Source organism: uncultured Alistipes sp., assembly GCF_902388705.1.
GTDB lineage: Bacteria > Bacteroidota > Bacteroidia > Bacteroidales > Rikenellaceae > Alistipes.
The window spans coordinates 24183-41765 of record NZ_CABMQJ010000018.1; the positions used below are offsets into that span (position 1 = coordinate 24183).

General features: G+C 60.3%; 11 protein-coding genes and 1 tRNA gene. 7 read left to right on the forward strand and 5 right to left on the reverse strand.

All coding sequences use genetic code 11. From position 1 onward, the window contains the following. The first annotated feature begins 5 nt into the window (after positions 1-5). The 7 genes from QZT71_RS06625 to QZT71_RS06655 all read left to right on the forward strand — a co-directional run bounded on the left by QZT71_RS06625 (position 6) and on the right by QZT71_RS06655 (position 13085). Entirely contained in the window at positions 6-2729 is a 2724-nt protein-coding gene (locus QZT71_RS06625; protein WP_295914134.1) for a family 78 glycoside hydrolase catalytic domain, read from the forward strand. A gap of 204 nt (positions 2730-2933) precedes the next feature. Next, positions 2934-3431: a hypothetical protein gene (locus QZT71_RS06630; RefSeq protein ID WP_295914136.1), complete on the forward strand. Its 498-nt coding sequence runs from the start codon at positions 2934-2936 to the stop codon at positions 3429-3431. A 12-nt stretch (positions 3432-3443) separates the two neighbouring features. Then, a complete protein-coding gene (locus QZT71_RS06635) occupies positions 3444-4430 on the forward strand; it encodes a DUF4961 domain-containing protein (RefSeq protein ID WP_295914139.1) in 987 nt (328 codons plus the stop codon). 480 nt (positions 4431-4910) lie between these two features. Continuing rightward, positions 4911-9620 (forward strand): translocation/assembly module TamB domain-containing protein, encoded by a 4710-nt coding sequence (locus QZT71_RS06640; RefSeq protein WP_295914142.1) that lies wholly within the window; start codon positions 4911-4913, stop codon positions 9618-9620. Continuing rightward, on the forward strand, positions 9601-11913 hold the full coding sequence (locus QZT71_RS06645; protein ID WP_295914145.1) for a BamA/TamA family outer membrane protein: 2313 nt from the start codon (positions 9601-9603) through the stop codon (positions 11911-11913). Before QZT71_RS06640 ends, QZT71_RS06645 begins: the two co-directional genes overlap by 20 nt. A gap of 597 nt (positions 11914-12510) precedes the next feature. Continuing rightward, positions 12511-12912: a hypothetical protein gene (locus QZT71_RS06650; RefSeq protein WP_295914148.1), complete on the forward strand. Its 402-nt coding sequence runs from the start codon at positions 12511-12513 to the stop codon at positions 12910-12912. A gap of 82 nt (positions 12913-12994) precedes the next feature. Next, positions 12995-13085: transfer RNA gene (locus QZT71_RS06655), tRNA-Ser, on the forward strand. Positions 13086-13226: 141 nt separating this feature from the next. Here QZT71_RS06655 and QZT71_RS06660 read toward each other — a convergent pair. From QZT71_RS06660 to QZT71_RS06680, 5 genes are all read right to left on the reverse strand, one after another. Next, positions 13227-13838, reverse strand: a complete 612-nt coding sequence (locus tag QZT71_RS06660; RefSeq protein WP_295914150.1) for a flavodoxin family protein — start codon at positions 13836-13838, stop codon at positions 13227-13229. A gap of 308 nt (positions 13839-14146) precedes the next feature. After that, positions 14147-15949: a CotH kinase family protein gene (locus QZT71_RS06665; RefSeq protein WP_295914152.1), complete on the reverse strand. Its 1803-nt coding sequence runs from the start codon at positions 15947-15949 to the stop codon at positions 14147-14149. A gap of 249 nt (positions 15950-16198) precedes the next feature. After that, on the reverse strand, positions 16199-16453 hold the full coding sequence (locus tag QZT71_RS06670; protein WP_295914154.1) for a hypothetical protein: 255 nt from the start codon (positions 16451-16453) through the stop codon (positions 16199-16201). A gap of 106 nt (positions 16454-16559) precedes the next feature. Beyond that, on the reverse strand, positions 16560-17030 hold the full coding sequence (locus QZT71_RS06675) for a hypothetical protein (protein WP_295914156.1): 471 nt from the start codon (positions 17028-17030) through the stop codon (positions 16560-16562). After that, positions 17030-17583 (reverse strand): hypothetical protein (locus QZT71_RS06680; RefSeq protein ID WP_295914158.1); only part of this gene is annotated, 554 nt, incomplete at its 5' end. The genes QZT71_RS06680 and QZT71_RS06675, both read right to left, overlap by 1 nt.

The following is a 17583-nucleotide window of genomic DNA, read 5'->3' on the forward strand; positions in this document are numbered from 1 at the left end:
AACCGATGAAAAGGATCTTCTTATACGCACTCCTGCTGCTCGGCCCCCTTTCCGGAACCGGCATGCCGGCGGCCGACCCGGCCGACAATTCCCGGAGCAACCGAAGCGGGAATCCCAGCCTCGTGCGGCTGACCTGCGAAGGGCTGACCGCCCCGCTCGCCATCGACACGGCGACGCCCCGTTTCGGGTGGCAGCTCCGCTCCGCACGGCAGGGCGACGCCCAGCGCAGCTACCGAATCGAAGTGGCCTCGGACAGCCTGCGGCTGCTTTCGGGAAACGCCGACCTGTGGGACTCGGGCGAAGTACGCTCGGACAACTCCGTAGGAATTCCCTACGAGGGGCTTCCGCTGGCTGACGGCATGCAGTGCTGGTGGCGCGTCACGCTCCGCACCGTGAAGGGCGGCCGGAAAGTCGTTTCCCCTGCCGCCCGCTTCGGCATCGGCCTGACCGGCCCGGCGTCCGTTGCGGGTGAGTTCATCGGACTGGCGGGCTCGGGCGCTACGGCCGTGCTCCTGCGCCGGGAGTTCGACATCCGAACGCCCGCCGAAGATGCGCTGCTGCATGTCAATTCGCTGGGCTACCACGAGGTCTGGGTCAACGGCCGCAAAGTCGGCGACGCCTGCCTCGCCCCGGCCGTCTCGCAACTCGACAAACGTTCGCTGTGGGTGGCCTACGACGTCCGCCCTTACTTGTGCAAAGGCGACAACGAGCTGGTGATCTGGCTCGGGCAGGGATGGTACAAGCGCGGTACGTTCGGACGCTGGCAGCCCGGCGAGCCCTACTCCGAACCGCTCGTCCGGGCACAACTGGATATCCGTTCCGCGAACGGCCGTCAGACCGTCTGCCGCACGGACACCGCATGGCGTGCAGCGTTGAGCGGCTACCGCGACACGGGATCGTGGAACGCCCTGGACTTCGGCGGCGAGGAGATCGACGCCCGGCGGAACCCGCGCTCGATGTCTCGGGCCGACCTCGACGCACTCGAATGGCAACCGGTCGTCACGGTCGAAAAGCCCGGCCACCGGGCAACGCCCCAAATGGTCGAACCCGATTGCATTCAGGAACGGCTGACGGCTTGCGGATTGCACGAGGCGGCACCCGGCGTCTGGCGGCTCGACTTCGGCAAGGTCGTCACCGGTTGGCTGGAAGCGGATTTCACAGGCCTTCCGGCCGGGGCACGCGTCGAGATCGAGTACAGCGACGAAACGGACGCCGGGGATAACCTCGCCGACCAGCGGCAACACGACACCTACATCGCCCGCGGCGACGGCCGGGAACGGTTCACCAACAAGTTCAACCACCACGCCTTCCGCTACGCCGAGGTGCGCGGGTTGGTGCAAACGCCCCGCCGGGAAGATTTCCGGGCGCTCGCCATCCACACCGACTACCGGACGGAAACGACGTTCGCCTCGTCGGACGCCGACCTGAACGCCATCCACGACATGATCGCCCGTACGCTGCGCTGCCTGGCCTACAACGGTTACATGGTCGACTGCCCCCACCTCGAACGCGCCGGATACGGCGGCGACGGCAACTCGTCCACCGAAATCCTGCAAACCCTCTACGGCACCGCACCGCTCTACCGCAACTGGGTACAGGCCTGGGACGATGCCATGCGCCCGGGCGGCAGCCTGCCGCATGTAGCCCCCAACGCAGGAGCCGGCGGAGGAGGCCCCTATTGGTGCGGGTTCCTCGTCATGGCCCCGTGGCAGACATGGCTCAACTACGGCGACCGGACGCTGATCGACCGCCACTACCCCGCCATGCGGGAGTGGATGGGCTATGTCGAACGGTACATGAAGGACGGCCTGCTGACCCGCTGGCCCGATACGCCCTACCGGGACTGGTTCCTCGGCGACTGGCTCGCCCCGCACGGGGTCGACGCGGGCAACGGGGCTTCGGTGTCTCTGGTCAACAACTGTTTCGTCAGCGACTGTTACGCCAGGATGGCGCGGATGGCCCGCCTCACGGGCCGTGACGACGAGGCGGCCGCGTTTGAAGCACGGCGCGACACGCTCAACCGCACGATCCACGCCCGCTTCTACGACCCGGCGACACAGACCTATGCCACCGGATCGCAACTCGACATGGTCTACCCGATGCTGGTAGGCGCTACGCCCGATTCGCTCCGCGACGACGTACGGCAGCAGCTCTTCCGGCTGACGCACGAGGTGATGAACGACCATATCGGCGGCGGACTGGTCGGCGTGCCTGTCATCACCCGCTGGGCTGTCGAAGCGCATGCCCCCGATTTTATCTATCGCATGCTCAAACAGCGCGGTTATCCGGGCTACCTCTACATGCTCGACCGGGGTGCGACCGCCACCTGGGAATATTGGAGCGGGGAACGCAGCCGCGTACACAACTGCTACAACGGCATCGGCACCTGGTTCTACCAGGCACTCGGCGGCCTGCGCCCGGATGACCGTCACCCGGGCTACCGGCATGTATTCATCGACCCCCAGATCCCCGAAGGGGTCGAATGGTGCAGGATCGCCAAGGAAACCCCCTACGGCCGGATAGACCTCGGGTGGGAACTGGCCGGGGACGAACTCCTGATCGACGTCGTCCTGCCCCCTGGCGTCACCGCCACGGCGATCACACCCGCCAATGCCTGCTCAGGACGGCTGGACGGACGAAAAACCGCGCCGAAGCAGCAGAAGACCACGATCGGCAGCGGCCGCCACCGGCTGGTCTTCGGACTGCGGCCGCACAATGAAACAAAATGACCGGAAAACCATTCGCCCCGCCAGGAATACCGCGGGCGCGACACACAAAGACGAGCGACTGACAAAACTAAATGAACCCTAAAAACCACTTATGCCTATGACACCCTGAAAACTCATATGCCAGCACTTCCCCGAGGCACGCAGAACCGGCCTGCCGGTTCGGATGCCCGCATCAACCGAACACATCAAAAACACCTGTAACCTATGAAAAAATACACAATCATCCTTATTGCCGCGCTCGTCGCATGCGCATTCTCAGCATGCGACGAAGAGACGACCCTGCCGTACATCCCGGTCGAAAAACCGGATCCGACCCCGCCTTCAGGCGAGAACCCCGACACCTACACCGTCACCTACCGGCTCGACAAAGTGCTGCTGTGTCCGCCCGAGAACCCGAAAGGTACGGAGATCTTCGGGAAACTGGACTATTTTTCCTCGCTGCGCATGACGCTGGACGTGTCGCCACTGAAAATCACCGTCACATTCGACAACGGCAACGTTCCCTTCTCGCCTTTCGCCGAGCCGCTGCCCGAAGGCCCTGTCGAATGCGAACTGGACACCAATGTCTATCCCGCCCCCAACGTGCTTCGGCTCAAGGATACGGATACCGTCATCGCCACTTTCGACCAGGATGGTTTCACGACGGAATTCCAGCTGGACAGCAAACTCCTGACCTACAAGTATATATTCAAGCCCCTCTAAAACCGTCCGACCATGAAAAGACTCAACAGACATAAAATCCTTTTCGGAACGCTGCTCGCGGCGCTGCCGCTGCTCGTAGTCGCCTGCCTCGAATTCGACGGCATCATCCAACCGAACCGTGCCCTGACCGACTCGGAGATCGAGGTCACGGCCCAGCTCCGGGTCTCCCCGGGTGAAGACGGCTCGGGAAAGGTCGTGTTCGCCGTATTGGCCCCGAAGGCATGGAACCTCCGCGACAATGCCACGCTTTGGCTGACTACCAAGGACTACAACGCGATCCAGAAGCAGCCCGAAGTCGTGAACGAACAGCTCACCCTGATGCCCGCCGATGCAAAAGACCCTAAAAACGGACTTCCCTGGGCCGACTCCTTCATGAACGTCATCGGCCTCGGCGGCAACGACGGACAGACGGCAATGGAGTGGGTCGTGTGGCGTTCGTCCACTACGTTCATATTCGACGACAAGATAGAGGTGGACGGACAGGAGGTCGAGACGGCCGACGTACATGCCGACGTCAAGATCAGGCTGAAGACCGGCGCCGATCCCGTCAGCTGCGAACTGGGTTATTCGTACTGCTACGACGCCTACGGCCTGGAACGCAGCAACCAGCGTTTCGCCGAGGCGTTCAAGCCCATCGAAACCTACGACCAGGTATTCACCACCACGCCTTCGGTATTCCGCTACGGCGATATTTTCGGCATAACCTTCTCCTACAGAGGCACCGCACTGAAAGATGCCGGGGAAGTATACCTATGCGGCACAGCCGTACATGACGGCGGACAACTGGCCGAAATCACGACCGCCGGGCCGCGCAACCGCATGGAACTGATCGGCCCCCGTTTCGAGAAGTACCTCTACCCGAAGGAGTTTTTCGGACTTCCGGCCAATGCCGTGATCGAAGAGCTCTACTTCTTCTTCATCAACGCCGACGGCAGCATCGTCGTCAAGGACGATGAGAACGGCGGACAGGAATTTTTCGTCGAACAATCCGACGAATAACCCGTCATCCCAATGTCCGGGGTGCGCTCCGGAGAGAAGCGAAGCCTGTACCGATACGGTACAGGCTTCGCTGTTTCGTCTTTCATCAGCCGTCTGTTACACCCCGCCCACGCCAGCGGAACGGGAAACGGGAAGCGTCGCCTGCGGCTTGATTCCGGGCAAGGTTCCGGCAACGAAACCGGGCGATTTCCCCGGTTCGTGCGCGGCTGCACGGCACCGGCAGACAAACCGCTGATTTCTAAATATTTGTCGGTATCACACCACCGGAAACAGGCCGTTCGGACGCCCGCACCCCGGAAAGGTGAAAACGAATAAAGACGAGAAACACTTTAAACGGGACTGTTTAAAGGGAAACTTATGCTTGTGCAATCGTCGGGTATTTAGTAACTTGCGTGGAATTTGCATAACATTCCGCGCAACAGGCGGGGATTTCGCACCGAAGCCCTGCCGTTTGGCAAACAAGGAATCGGTTATAAACAGATGCTGAAAAAGATACTCAAATATACGCTCCGCACGCTGCTGGTCATCGTCATCGTCCTGGTGCTCGTTCCCGCCCTGCTCTACATCCCTGCCGTACAAGACTATGTCCGGGGAAAGGCCGTCGGCTACGCGTCGCGGACACTCGGAATGGATTTGTCGATCGAACGCATCCGGCTCTCCTTCCCGCTGCGGCTTTCGGTAGACAACACGCTGCTGGTCGACAGGGGCGACACGCTCCTTTCCTGCGGACGCCTCCGGCTGGATGCCGCCTTGTGGCCCCTGCTCCGCAAAGAGGTTGCAATCAGGAGTTTCGGGTTGGAAAAACTCGCGGCGCATTACAGGGATTCCGTTGCGGGCATGGAGCTGAAAGCCGTGGTCGGTTCGTTTTCACTGGACGACTGCAAGGTCGGGCTGTCCGCCAAGACGGCCGGCATCTCCCGTATCGCCCTGTCGGACGGGGATGTATTCCTGAAACTGACGCAAGCCGCCCCTGCCGAAAAGGCGGACAGCTCGGCCGCAGCCCTGCCGTGGCAGGTCGACATCCGAAAACTGACGGTCGGAAACCTCGCGTTCGGAATGCAGACGGCTCCCGTCGTATCCGGCCTCACCGTACGGCTGCCCGACGGCGAGGTGGATGAATGCCGGGTAGCGCTCGGCAGCCGACAGGTATCCGTCAAAAGCATCCTGCTGAACCGGGGCGAATACGCCTACCGGACGGCTCCGGACGGAACCGAAAAAAAAGAACCGGCCGCCCCGGATGCCCCAACGCCGTCCGAGCCGTGGGTTGTGCGGATCGCGAGCCTCGTCCTGGCCGACAACGACCTCGAATACGGGACATCGGGACATCGGCCCGCCGCAGGATTCGACCCGGCATCCATCGCCCTCGCGTCGTTGGAGTTGGCCGTCGATTCGCTCTATAACCGGGGCGGCGACATCGCATTGCAGCTTCGCCGGATGGCATTTACCGAGCGCAGCGGATTGGCGGTACGGGACGCGAGCGGAGGGTTCCGAATGGATTCCTCCGGCATTTCGCTGTCCGGGTTCACGCTCTCCACGCCGTCCTCGGGTTTGCAGGCCGACATTTCCGCCGGAGCCGGGATACTGCAAATGAATCCGACGGCTCCGCTGAAAGCCGAACTCTCGGCGCGGCTGAATACGAAAGACATCAAACTTTTATATCCGGACAGGGTTCCCGCAGTGCTGGACAACCGGATCGTCCGGCTGGAACTGACGGCGGCCGGCACCCTGAACGACATCGCCCGGGCAGGGCTGGACATCTCGTCGCCCGGACATATCGACATCGCGGTGAGCGCAAACGCGAAAAACGTGCTCACCCCCGACGAACTGGAAGCCGCGGCGCAGTTCGAGGGCGATTTCAGGGACTTGGAATTCCTGAAAGCCCTGCTGCCCGATTCGGCCCTGCGCCGGCGCGTGGCGATTCCCGAACGGCTCCTCCTGCGCGGCGCGGCAGACGCCGGGCAAGGGGTGTATTCGCTCGCTACGGCGCTGGAAGCCGACGGCGGCCGGCTCTCCGCGAACGGCCGGGTCGAGCCCGGCAAACAGGCCTACGACGCGACGCTCCGGTGCGACAGCCTTCCGCTGAACCGCTTTCTCCCGGCAGATTCGTTGGGCCTGCTGGATATGACACTGACGGCACGGGGCGCCGGGTTCGACCCGTTTTTACCGCAAACCCGGGCAGACCTCCGGCTGCAAATCGACCGTGCGGAGTACCTCGGCCACGACTTCGGCGGAATAGAACTGGCCGCCGGCCTCGAAAACCACCGTCTGTCCGGCCGTCTTTCCGACCGGGACGAGGCGCTCCGGTTGTCGCTGCTCATCTCCGGCCTGCTGACCGAACGGGAACAGCAGGCAGCCCTGTCGGGCAATGTCTTCAACTTCGACCTCGCCCGTATGGGAATCACCCCGGAAGAAATCGGCGGCTCGTTTACGCTGGAAGCTGCCGCCACCGCCTTCGACGCCGGCAGCTACACCGCCCGCATCGCACTGGACAGCATCGAAATCCGGAACAGACACCGGACAGACCGCATTCGCCCGACGAGCGTGACATTCCACGCCGACAGGACTGCGACCCGGGCCGGACTGACCTCGGGCGACCTGTCGCTGTCGTTCTCCGCCCCGGAACCGCCCGACTCACTGGTTGCGTCCATGACCCGGAGCGCCGGCGTGCTGGCACAGCAGGTGCGCTCGCAAAACTTGGACATGGAGACGTTGAAACCCGCACTGCCCTGCTTCGGCCTGCAGGTTACGGCGGGGCGCAACAACATCCTGAATAGCTATTTGAAGAGCAAAAAAATCGCGTTCGACACCTTGCATATCGACGGCGTGAACTGCGACTCCCTGCCCCTGTCGCTTGGGATACGCACCGAGAGGCTGGCCTATGGAAACATCGTACTCGACACCCTGACGGCCCGCCTGCGGCAAAAAGGGAGCCGGCTGGAATACGACCTGCGGATAGCGAACGCTCCCGGAAACCTGGACAATATCGCCGTCGCCGGGCTGTACGGCCATATCGTGGAAAATACCGCTGCGGTAACCCTCTACCAACAGAACCGCGCGGGACAGCAGGGATTCCGCTTCGGCCTGGATGCCGAGTGGAACGACAGCCTGATCCGGGCAAGCGTGACGCCGGCCGACCCGGTATTCGGGTTCGAGCATTGGGCGGTGAACCCCGGCAACTACCTCGTTTACAGGTTCGACAAGGGGCCCCAGGCCGACCTCGACCTGACCCACGGCGAGCAGAAGTTCGCCGTCCATACGGTTTCAGATGAAGGTTCGTCCGGCGTGCGGCTCGACATCGCAGGGCTGAACATCGGTGCGATCCTGCAATTGCTGCCCTCGGCGCCGCCTGTGGGCGGCATATTGGGCGCGGGCGTGACGCTGGCCCGGACAACGGACAGCCTGGCCGTCCGGGGCAATGTTTCGGTGGCAGGCCTGGCATACGACAAACAGCTTTTCGGGGACGTCGGCCTCGGGGTGCTTTACCAGCAGGGCCGGGAACAGCACGCCGCACTCCGGCTCGCCCTGGACGGGGCCGAGGTGCTCTCCGCACAGGGAGATTACCGGAAAGAGCGGGAAAGCCCGCTCGACTTCACGGTAACGATTCCCGGCTTTCCGTTGCAAAAGGCCAATGTCTTTCTGCCTGCCGACCTGCTCCGCCTCTCCGGGAGCCTGCACGGACGGCTCCATGCGGGCGGTGCTCCCGACCGGCTGGAGCTGAACGGCGGCGTGCAGTTCGCACAGACAAACGTGCGCGTGCCGATGATCGGCACTTCGTTCCGCCTCTCGTCCGACACGATACGTATCGACAGGAGCCGGGTCGTGTTCGACCACTACGCGATTACGGCCCCGAACAAAAGCCCGCTGACAATCGACGGCAGCGTCGACCTCACCGACTTCGGGAGGATATGGGCCGACATCGCGCTGCAGGCATCGGATTTCCAGTTCGTGAACGTGGCCCGCAAAGAGGGCACGGCCGTCTACGGGAAAGCCAGCCTCGATTTCGACGCCACGGCCAAAGGGCCCCTCGACCAGCTCGTCGTCCGCGGCAACGTCGCCCTGCTGGGCGGCACGGACATCAATTACGTCATGCAGGACTCCCCGATGGACGTCAAGGAGCGTCCGCAGAATATCGTAACGTTCGTTTCGTTCCGGGACATGGATTCGCAGCAGGTGGCCGAAGCAGCCCCGGCGGTACGAATCGGCGGGATGGACGTGCTCCTGAATGTCGACATCAACAGCGACGTCAGGGCGGCCGTAGACCTCTCGGCGGACGGCAGCAACCGGATAGACCTGCAGGGCGGGGGCAACCTGACCTACACGATGAATCCGCTGGGCGACGTCAGCCTGTCGGGGAAATACGTGCTTTCGGGCGGCACGGTGCGTTACAACCCGCCCGTAATTTCGCAGAAGATATTCAAAATCACACCGGACAGCTACGTCGAGTGGGTCGGCAACATCGCCGATCCGGCGTTCAACATCACGGCCGTCGAAACCGTACGGGCCAGCGTCAGCGGGGACGGGCAGGACTCCCGCCCGGTGAATTTCGACATCTCCATCAACATCCGCAATACGCTGAACGACCTTGCCATCAGCTTCGGCCTCTCGGCCCCCGAAGACCTCACGATGCAGAACCAGCTCAATTCGCTGACGGCCGAGCAGCGGGCCAACCAGGCGATGAACCTGTTGATATACAACACCTATACAGGGCCGGGCACGACCGCGAAAGTGAACTCCGAAAACCCGCTCAACTCGTTCATCCAGAAGGAGCTGAACCAGTGGGCGCAAAACAACCTCAAAGGAATCGACCTCTCTTTCGGCATCGACTCCTACGGGGAAGACGATCCGCACGGACAGCGCACCGACTACTCCTACCGGCTCTCCAAAAGCCTGTTCAGCAACCGCGTGCGCGCCGTCATCGGCGGCAAGTTCAGCACCGACACCGACCCGTCGCAGAACCTGAAAGAGAACCTCATCGACGATATTTCGCTGGAATACATGCTGACCAAACGGGACAACATGTACCTCAAAGTGTTCCGCCACACCGGCTACGAAAGCATCCTCGAAGGCGAAATCACCGAAACAGGCGTGGGCTTCGTCATCCGGAAAAAGCTGTCGCGGCTGGGCGACCTGTTCAAACCGATGAGGCCGAAAGAAAAAAAACAGAAACGAAATGAGTCCGATGCGCATTAGAAACAGCTGTATACTCGTTTGCGCCGTGCTGCTCGCCGCAGCCTGCTCCACGACCCGCCGCCTGGGGTCGGACGAAGTCCTGTATACGGGGGTCAAAAAAATCCGCATCGAGCCGGATTCGGGCGTCGTGCTCTCCGCCGCCGCCGAGTCGGCCGTGAAGGAGCCGCTGTCGGTCGCCCCGAACAACCCGCTTTACAGCCCCTATATCCGCACCCCGCTGCCAATCGGCCTGTGGGCCTACAACTACCTCTACACGCCCAAAGAGCGGGGATTCAAATACTGGCTCTACAAACGGCTGGCCAAGCAGCCCGTGCTAATCTCACGGGTACAGCCCGGGCTGCGGACGAAAGTCGCCGAGCAGGTGCTCGAAAACTACGGCTATTTCGGCTCCCGGGCCGACGACTCGCTGCGCTACCGCAAGCACGGCCGCAAAGCGAAAGTGTACTACACGCTCCGCATCGCACCGCCCCATTACTATGCGGACATCTCCTACCCGGATGTGAGCGGAGGCCTGAAACCCCTGATTGACAGTATGTATGCGACATCCCTGCTGCGCACCGGAGCGCAGTATAACCTGGACACGCTTACGCTCGAGCGCAAACGCATATCCCAGCTCCTGCGCAACCGGGGATATTACTACTTCCGGCCGGAATACATGGAATACCTCGCCGACACCACCGCGGCCCGGCGGCAGGTCGCCCTGCGGCTGAACCTCAAACAGAACATCCCGGAAGTGGCCCTCAAACCCTACCGGGTGGGCGATATTACGGTACACCTGACGAACATCAAACCCGGCCCCATCGATACGCTGCGCCTGGGCGAAATGAAAGTCACGGCCCAGAAGCCGATGAAAATCCGGCCGAAAGTACTGGCCCGGGCGCTTTCGCTCGAGCCGGGACAGCTCTTTACTGTCGATGCCCAGACCCGGACGCAGACCAACCTCAACAAACTGGGGATTTTCCGCTCCGTCAATTTGAGCGTCACGCCGCTCGACTCCCTGCGGGGCACCGACACGCTCGACGTGGTAATCGACGCGCAGTTCGACTATCCGCTGGAAGCCGCCCTCGAAACGGACGTAACCTCCAAATCGAACAGCTTCATAGGCCCGGGCATAACGTTCAAGGTCAGCAACAACAACCTGTTCCGGGGCGGCGAAGTCCTCGCCGTCAAGCTGAACGGCTCCTACGAATGGCAGACGGGCAACAAAAACTCCGGAGGGCGCTCATCGCGGCTCAACTCCTACGAACTGGGGCTGAACGCCACCCTCAACATCCCGAGGCTGCTGCTGCCCTCGTCCATGACGCGCCGGCTGAAATACCCGGGCAGCACCTCGTTCCAGCTGGGCGTAGACCTGATGAACCGCCCCGCCTTCTTCCGGCTGATCGCATTCAGCGGTTCAGCGGGTTACAACTTCCAGACCTCGCCGTACAGCCGCCATACGCTGACCGTATTCAGGCTCACCTACAACAAACTGCTGCATACGACCGAGGCGTTCGACAAGACGATGGACCAGAACCCGGCTATCGCCATGAGCTTCCGCAACCAGTTCGTGCCGTCGATCAACTATACGTATACCTTCGACAAAACATACGGTGCGACCGCGAACCGCCGTTTCTACTGGCAGAACAGCGTAACCTCGGCCGGCAATATCCTCTCGGGCATACTGGCCGCCTTCGGGGAAAAACAACCGCAGCGACTCTTCGGGAACCTCTTCTCGCAGTTCGTCAAGAACGTGAGCGAAGTGAAATTCTACCACCGCATCGGGCGCAGGAACAACTGGCTGGCGACCCGTCTGCTCGTGGGCATAGGATATGCCTACGGCAATTCCTCGGTCATGCCTTACAGCGAGCAGTTCTACATCGGAGGGGCCAACAGCATCCGGGCCTTTACCATCCGGTCGCTGGGGCCCGGAAGCTACCGTCCGCCCGCCGGCGACCGTAACGGATACCTGGACCAGACCGGCGATTTCAAACTGGAGGCCAACGTCGAATACCGGTTCGGAATCATGGGACGGCTCAACGGCGCCGTTTTCCTCGACGCAGGCAATATCTGGCTGCTGAAAAACGACCCCAAGCGCCCCGGAGCGGAGCTGACATGGAAAGGATTTGCCAAAGAAATCGCACTGGGAACGGGATTCGGCCTGCGCTACGACATCAGCTACCTGGTTATCCGCGCCGACCTCGGAATCGGAATCCACACGCCTTACCCGAACCCCGATAAAAAAGGCTACTACAACATTCCGAGCTTCAAGGACGGGCTCGGTTTCCACCTGGCCATCGGTTACCCCTTTTAAACCGACGGGCGGCTGCCCGGCATTCCATAATACACTCAAAACCGCCCCGTTACAGTTGATAATCCACAATATTACATATCTTTGCACTACCGGGCAGGCTCTTTCCGACACGATTGCGGATTCAGGCCTTTTACGACCCGGCATCCGGCCGGCCGGTAATTAACGAAGTGATTGGATATGCAAAGACCGGAGAATGCCATCCTCTGGTTTTCCCCGCAGCGAAAGGTCGCACAAATCGATGTGCGGCTTTTTTTTGTCCGCATCCTTAATCACAGCACACAATCAACTGCCTATCAACATATTAAATCACAAAACAAAGCTTTCAAAAAGGCATTCGGATACAATATCGCATACTATTTCACCAACATTCCCTTTAATAAAAACCCCAAAGTATGGGGTTCCGGTTGTCGGCACGGTTTTCTTTTCTGACCTTTGTAATGACTACCCCATTAACTATGAAGACCCGACAACCCGGACAGCTCCTGCCCGTTCGCGACATCCCCGGACTGCTGCATGCTGCGGAGACGAACACCGCCCGCCCCTGCACAGCAGAACCGCATGTCCGGTAATGTCACCGGCCATCCAAAACCATCGTACATGTACAACTCCTCAAACTTCAAACAGCGCATCCTGATTGCACGGATTCTTGACGCATTCTTTTTCGAGCCGGGAAATATAAAACGCTGTCACAAGAAAGCCCACAAACTTTTCAACAAATACATTCTGGGCGTCAAGTACGACACCTACCTGACCTATCTCGACAAGGACAAATACGACCTTACGGGAGTGAGCATCCCCTACCGTCTCTATACCGCCCTGCGCCATATGGCGGCGATAGCCGCCGCATTGGAACGCTCGGAACCGCAGCAACAGGAGCACAAGGTGTTCCGGGCCGAAGACGTCGACAAAATCCGCCCGTTGACGCGCGAGGAGATCGACGAAGCGGAAGCCCGGTTCCGGGAAACGACCCCCGCAGCAAAAGAACCGCCCGAACAATAATCGCCGGCGGCAGTTTCCCGACGGATAAAAAAGGCAATTTTTGGTAAAATCTGAAAATAATTATTACCTTTGCGAACCGAAAGGAGAGATGCAGGAGTGGTTGAACTGGCCCGCCTGGAAAGCGAGTAAACCCCTAAAGGGTTTCAGGGGTTCGAATCCCCTTCTCTCCGCCAGGGCGATTCGGAGAATCGACAAAAGCACACCCGGTCTGCGACAAGCGCACGACCGGGTGTTTTATTATCGGATACAGCCCCGCGGCAAAAAACCGGGCCCTCTTCCCCAACGGGGATAAAAAACCGTCCGGAGGCAGTGCCCTACCGGATAAAATGTGTCCAAAGCCGCTCTTCGGACGCGGGAGCCAGCGCAGGGCCGACGCCGGCTTTCAGCAGGCGCGCCATGTTACGACCCAGCACCCGCATCGTTTGCAGCCCCTCGGCATCTTCGCGCGCCTCGCCCGGCACCCGTCCGTGGACGCTGTTCCAGTACTGGGAAGAAACGACGGGCATATTCGAAATCGTAAAATACTTGTTCAGGCGGTCGAACGTTGCGCTCGCCCCGCCCCGGCGGCATACGGCTACGGCCGCAGCGGGTTTGTAGGCGAGGTATTCGCCGCAGGAGTAGAACACCCGGTCGAGCAGGGCGCACAGCGAGCCGTTGGGCCCGGCATAGTAGACCGGCGACCCGACGACGAGGCCGTCGACCCCGGCGAGTTTCTCCCGCACGACCGTATAGGGTGCGTCCGAAAAGACACAGTGTCCCAGTTCCGCGCACTTCCCGCAGGCGATGCATCCCTGCACGGCTTTGGTTCCGATATGAACGATTTCGGCCTGCACGCCCTCCGATTCCAGGGCGCGTGCCACTTCGGAAAGGGCGATAAAGGTGTTTCCCTCCCGATGGGGACTTCCGTTGATAAGCAGTACTTTCATAGTCGTATAGTCGTAATGTTTGGTGCCTGCAAAGATACGGTTTTTTCCGAATAGCCTGTCTGCAAACCGGCGCTACAAGCACTCGTTTACCACTTGCCGCAAACGCCCGCCGCAACGAAAAACAAGATCCGGCAAATTTCATACCCGGCGGCAATCGTTTTCCGGCTTCGCATCGTCGCCTGCCGGCCGAGAAGCAGGGTCCGACAGAACCGGGCCGGCGGAGTTTTCCGCACGGAGCACTCCATCAGGCGCCGTCCCGGAAAGCTGCTCCCGCAAAGAGGCTCCGCCGCCGGAAAAGGGAGCTGCGCCTAATCCCGGAAAGAGGCTTGGTCGAGCCAGTCGAGGCGGGCCGTCAGCCAATTTTTCATCCCTTGCACGTCCTGCAGGAAAGCAGACCGCACCAAACCGTCCTCCGTTTCTTTCGGCCCGAGCATCTCCCAAAGGCGGTTATCCTCGACGACCGAAAGGCCGACATACTCCGCATTCACGTCCATCCGTTCCAGCACGGCGGGCAGGTTGGCCTTGAAGTAGCGGATGCGCTCTTTCACTTTCTGCACGAAAGCCGGGTCTTCCAGCATCCGGGCGAACCACGGGGAGTGCCGGTTCCAGTATCCGTCGGTGCTGCCGTCGCCGTTCCACCTCGAATTGCCGATGCAGATGTCGTAGTCCCACATCGGCCCCATGTTCAGTTTCCCGCCGGGCGCGATATTCATGTAACAGCTCGTGTAAAGCGCCGCATCGTTGGTCTTGGTAATCTCGCTGATCACATACCAGTCCACATAGGTGTCGACATTCAGGTACTTGGCATACCCTTTTTCCGGGTCTTTGAAATCGGGGCCGTACAGGGCGTTTTGCGCCTCGTTGACATAATCCCGTATCCGGTCGTAGGCCGGGCTGCCCTTCTCCACATCCGGATCTTTGATGCAGAAGCGGAGCCTGACCTGGGGCTCCGCCGTTTCCGCCCAGAAATAAACGTCGCCAGTCTGCTCCTCGTCGTCACGCTGTTCCGCCTCGATCAGGTACCCCTCGTCGGTCACATTCACGCGGTCTTCGGATATTTTCATATGCTCGCACAGCTGGTAGAGGCCGTTGTGCCGCCCGTTGAGGAACACCTCGACGAAATGAACCGTCGGCGTAAAGTCCATGCAGCTCAAATGCCCGATCGAATAAGCGGTCGCATTCCGCATCCCGCAGTCGTCGTCCATGTAGTTAGCCAGCAGCACCCACGACTTGTCTTTCGGCTCGCCCAGCAGCGACTGTTTCTTGTCGAACTTCAGCCGGTAGGGCTTTTTAGGCATTAACCACGTACTGTTTCCGCGGCCTTTGATATGGACCGTCTCCTCGAATATGCTGCTCGCGCGCTGCCCGTTGTTGTCGACGATACGGATAGTCGCCGGCACATAGACCTCTTTCGAGTCGATCGGCACGCCTTTCGTGTCGATATACACCACCGGCAGCCCCGTAAAGGAGATCAGCTCGACGGTATATTCCTTTTCCGCCCCGCTTTTATTTCGAATCGTCAGCACGACCGGGCCCGAAAAATCCATTTCGGTCTTTCCGCTGACGACCTCCTGCGTCCCCGCATAAACTTTCCCGCCGTCGAATTCGAACTCCGGGACAAGCACCTTGTCCTCCACGACGAACGACGTCCGGGCGGAGAGCCGTGTTCCGGCAATCGTGAGGCCGACATCCTCCGGCAGTTTCCCGGGATTGGCGGTCGCCCGGAACCGGAACGATTTGAAACGGGGCGCCAGTTCGTCGGCGGCACGCTGCCGCACCGTAACGGCTCGCACCGACCCTCCCGTTTCGCTGATCGTGACGGTCGTTTCCCGCTCTTTGAGGGAGTTGTTTTCGTCCGCCTTGATCGTAAGCACCTTCCCTTTGCAGGGCTCGTTGACCACCCCCGCGCCCAAAATCGTACACCAGCTCGCATCGGCCCATATTTTCCACTCCCGGGTAGCGGAAACCTCCAGTTCGAGCGTGGATTTTCCCGACGGGAAGTCGAGGGTTTCGGTGGAAACAGTTATTGCGGGCAGGTTTTCATCGTCGCCGCACGATTGTGCACACAGCAGGAGCAGCAGAATGGCGAACAGGCCGAAAGATTTTCCCATAATTTTAAATTCAGGTTAAACAGGAGTCCAGAAGACATCCGTAAGATTCAAGTTTACACAAATATAACGATAATTATGCAGGAAACCTAACAATCTCAAACCCGGAAACTCCGGCAGGGGCAACCAGCACAGCAGCAGCGAAAAAAACAGGACGAAACCCTGTGCAGGCACCGGCACGACCCGAAAACCGGGCACAAAAAAAGGGAATTCTCTTTCGAGAACCTCCCTCACTCTCATGCCCAACGAAAATTATTTGTTGCAGCAATCGCCCCCGGCCTTCTCGGCACAGCAGGACTTGGTCGAGTCGCACTTCTCGGCGCAGCAGGATTTCTCCGCGTCGCAGGCCTTTTCGGCGTCGCACTTCTCGGTGCATCCGGCGCAGGCCGAAACCTCGGTCGCAGCGGCGGCAGCCTCGCCTTCGGCGGCTTTCTTGTTGGTGTTACCACAGCAGCCGACCATTGCGACGGCAGCTACGACGATGACAAAAGAGAAAATCTTTTTCATAGCGTTAAAGGTTTAATAATTAGTTATTCCGTAACGCCGCAAAGTTATATATTCGCCCGGATAAAGCAAATAAAAAAATCGAAATATTTTTCAGAAAGGAATCTTTTCAGTTCAAAAGGTCGGCAATGGAGAGCGTTTCGTTTTTCACGAAAGCCTTGGGGAAAGTGGCCGAAATCCGGCCCATCAGCATGATAACCTCCTCTTTGGTCAGGCAGTTTCCCACCGACACGGTATAATAGGGACTGTCGTAAACCATGTAAACCTTCACGTCCGGATAGGTCTCCTCGAAGAGCGCCTTGGCCGCGAAAGCGCCGTCCCGCGCCGTCGGACTGTTGTCGAAGAAAATACCGACGCGGTATCCCTTGATATTGAGGCGCTGCTCTTTGCGCGAGGCCTCCTCCACGGCGCGCCGGGCGTCGCCGTGCTCGGTAACCGTGACTTTGGCCATGCCGAAAGCGGCATCCGAAACCACGGGAGCCGCCAGGCGCTCCTTGAAAGCGTCGAGCGACTGCGCGCACAGGGGCCCCGAGGCCGCCGCGGCGAAAAGCGTGAGCATTATGGTCTGCAATCTGCGCATTACTCTTCCAGGTAGTTTTTTACGTCCTGCAAGGACAGCCCAAAGATATTCAAAAATTCCGACAACGGCATCATCTGCTCCGAAATTTTTACGGGCGACGGGCCTCCGCGCCCCTCGACCGAAAACGACACACCGACTTGGGCCGCCTCGCCCTGCCGCAGTTTTTTCTTCAGCGCGTAAAGCGCCATCGGATCCGGCGTCCGCATTTTCCACAGCGAAGAAACACTCCCGGTCGTACGGCGTGGCACCTCGACGGGTTTGCGCAGCAGGATGCTCGTCACGAGGTTTCCGGCATAAAAGACATCGACTCTGGCCTGTTTCAACACCACTTTATACCCCGTATTGTTCGTCACGCGCACCACGACTTCGGCCCCGGAGAGCCCCTGCCGTTCGACTTTCTCGACCGCTTCGATGCGCATGTTGCGGCGCGCCTTCTCGACCGCCCTGCGGCAGGAGGTCATCGGCAGCACGAGGGCCGACAGCAGTACCCAGAACAACAGGCGGCAGGCAGCTCCGCGGCGGCGGAGCACACCCCGGCCGGCAGCGGATAGCG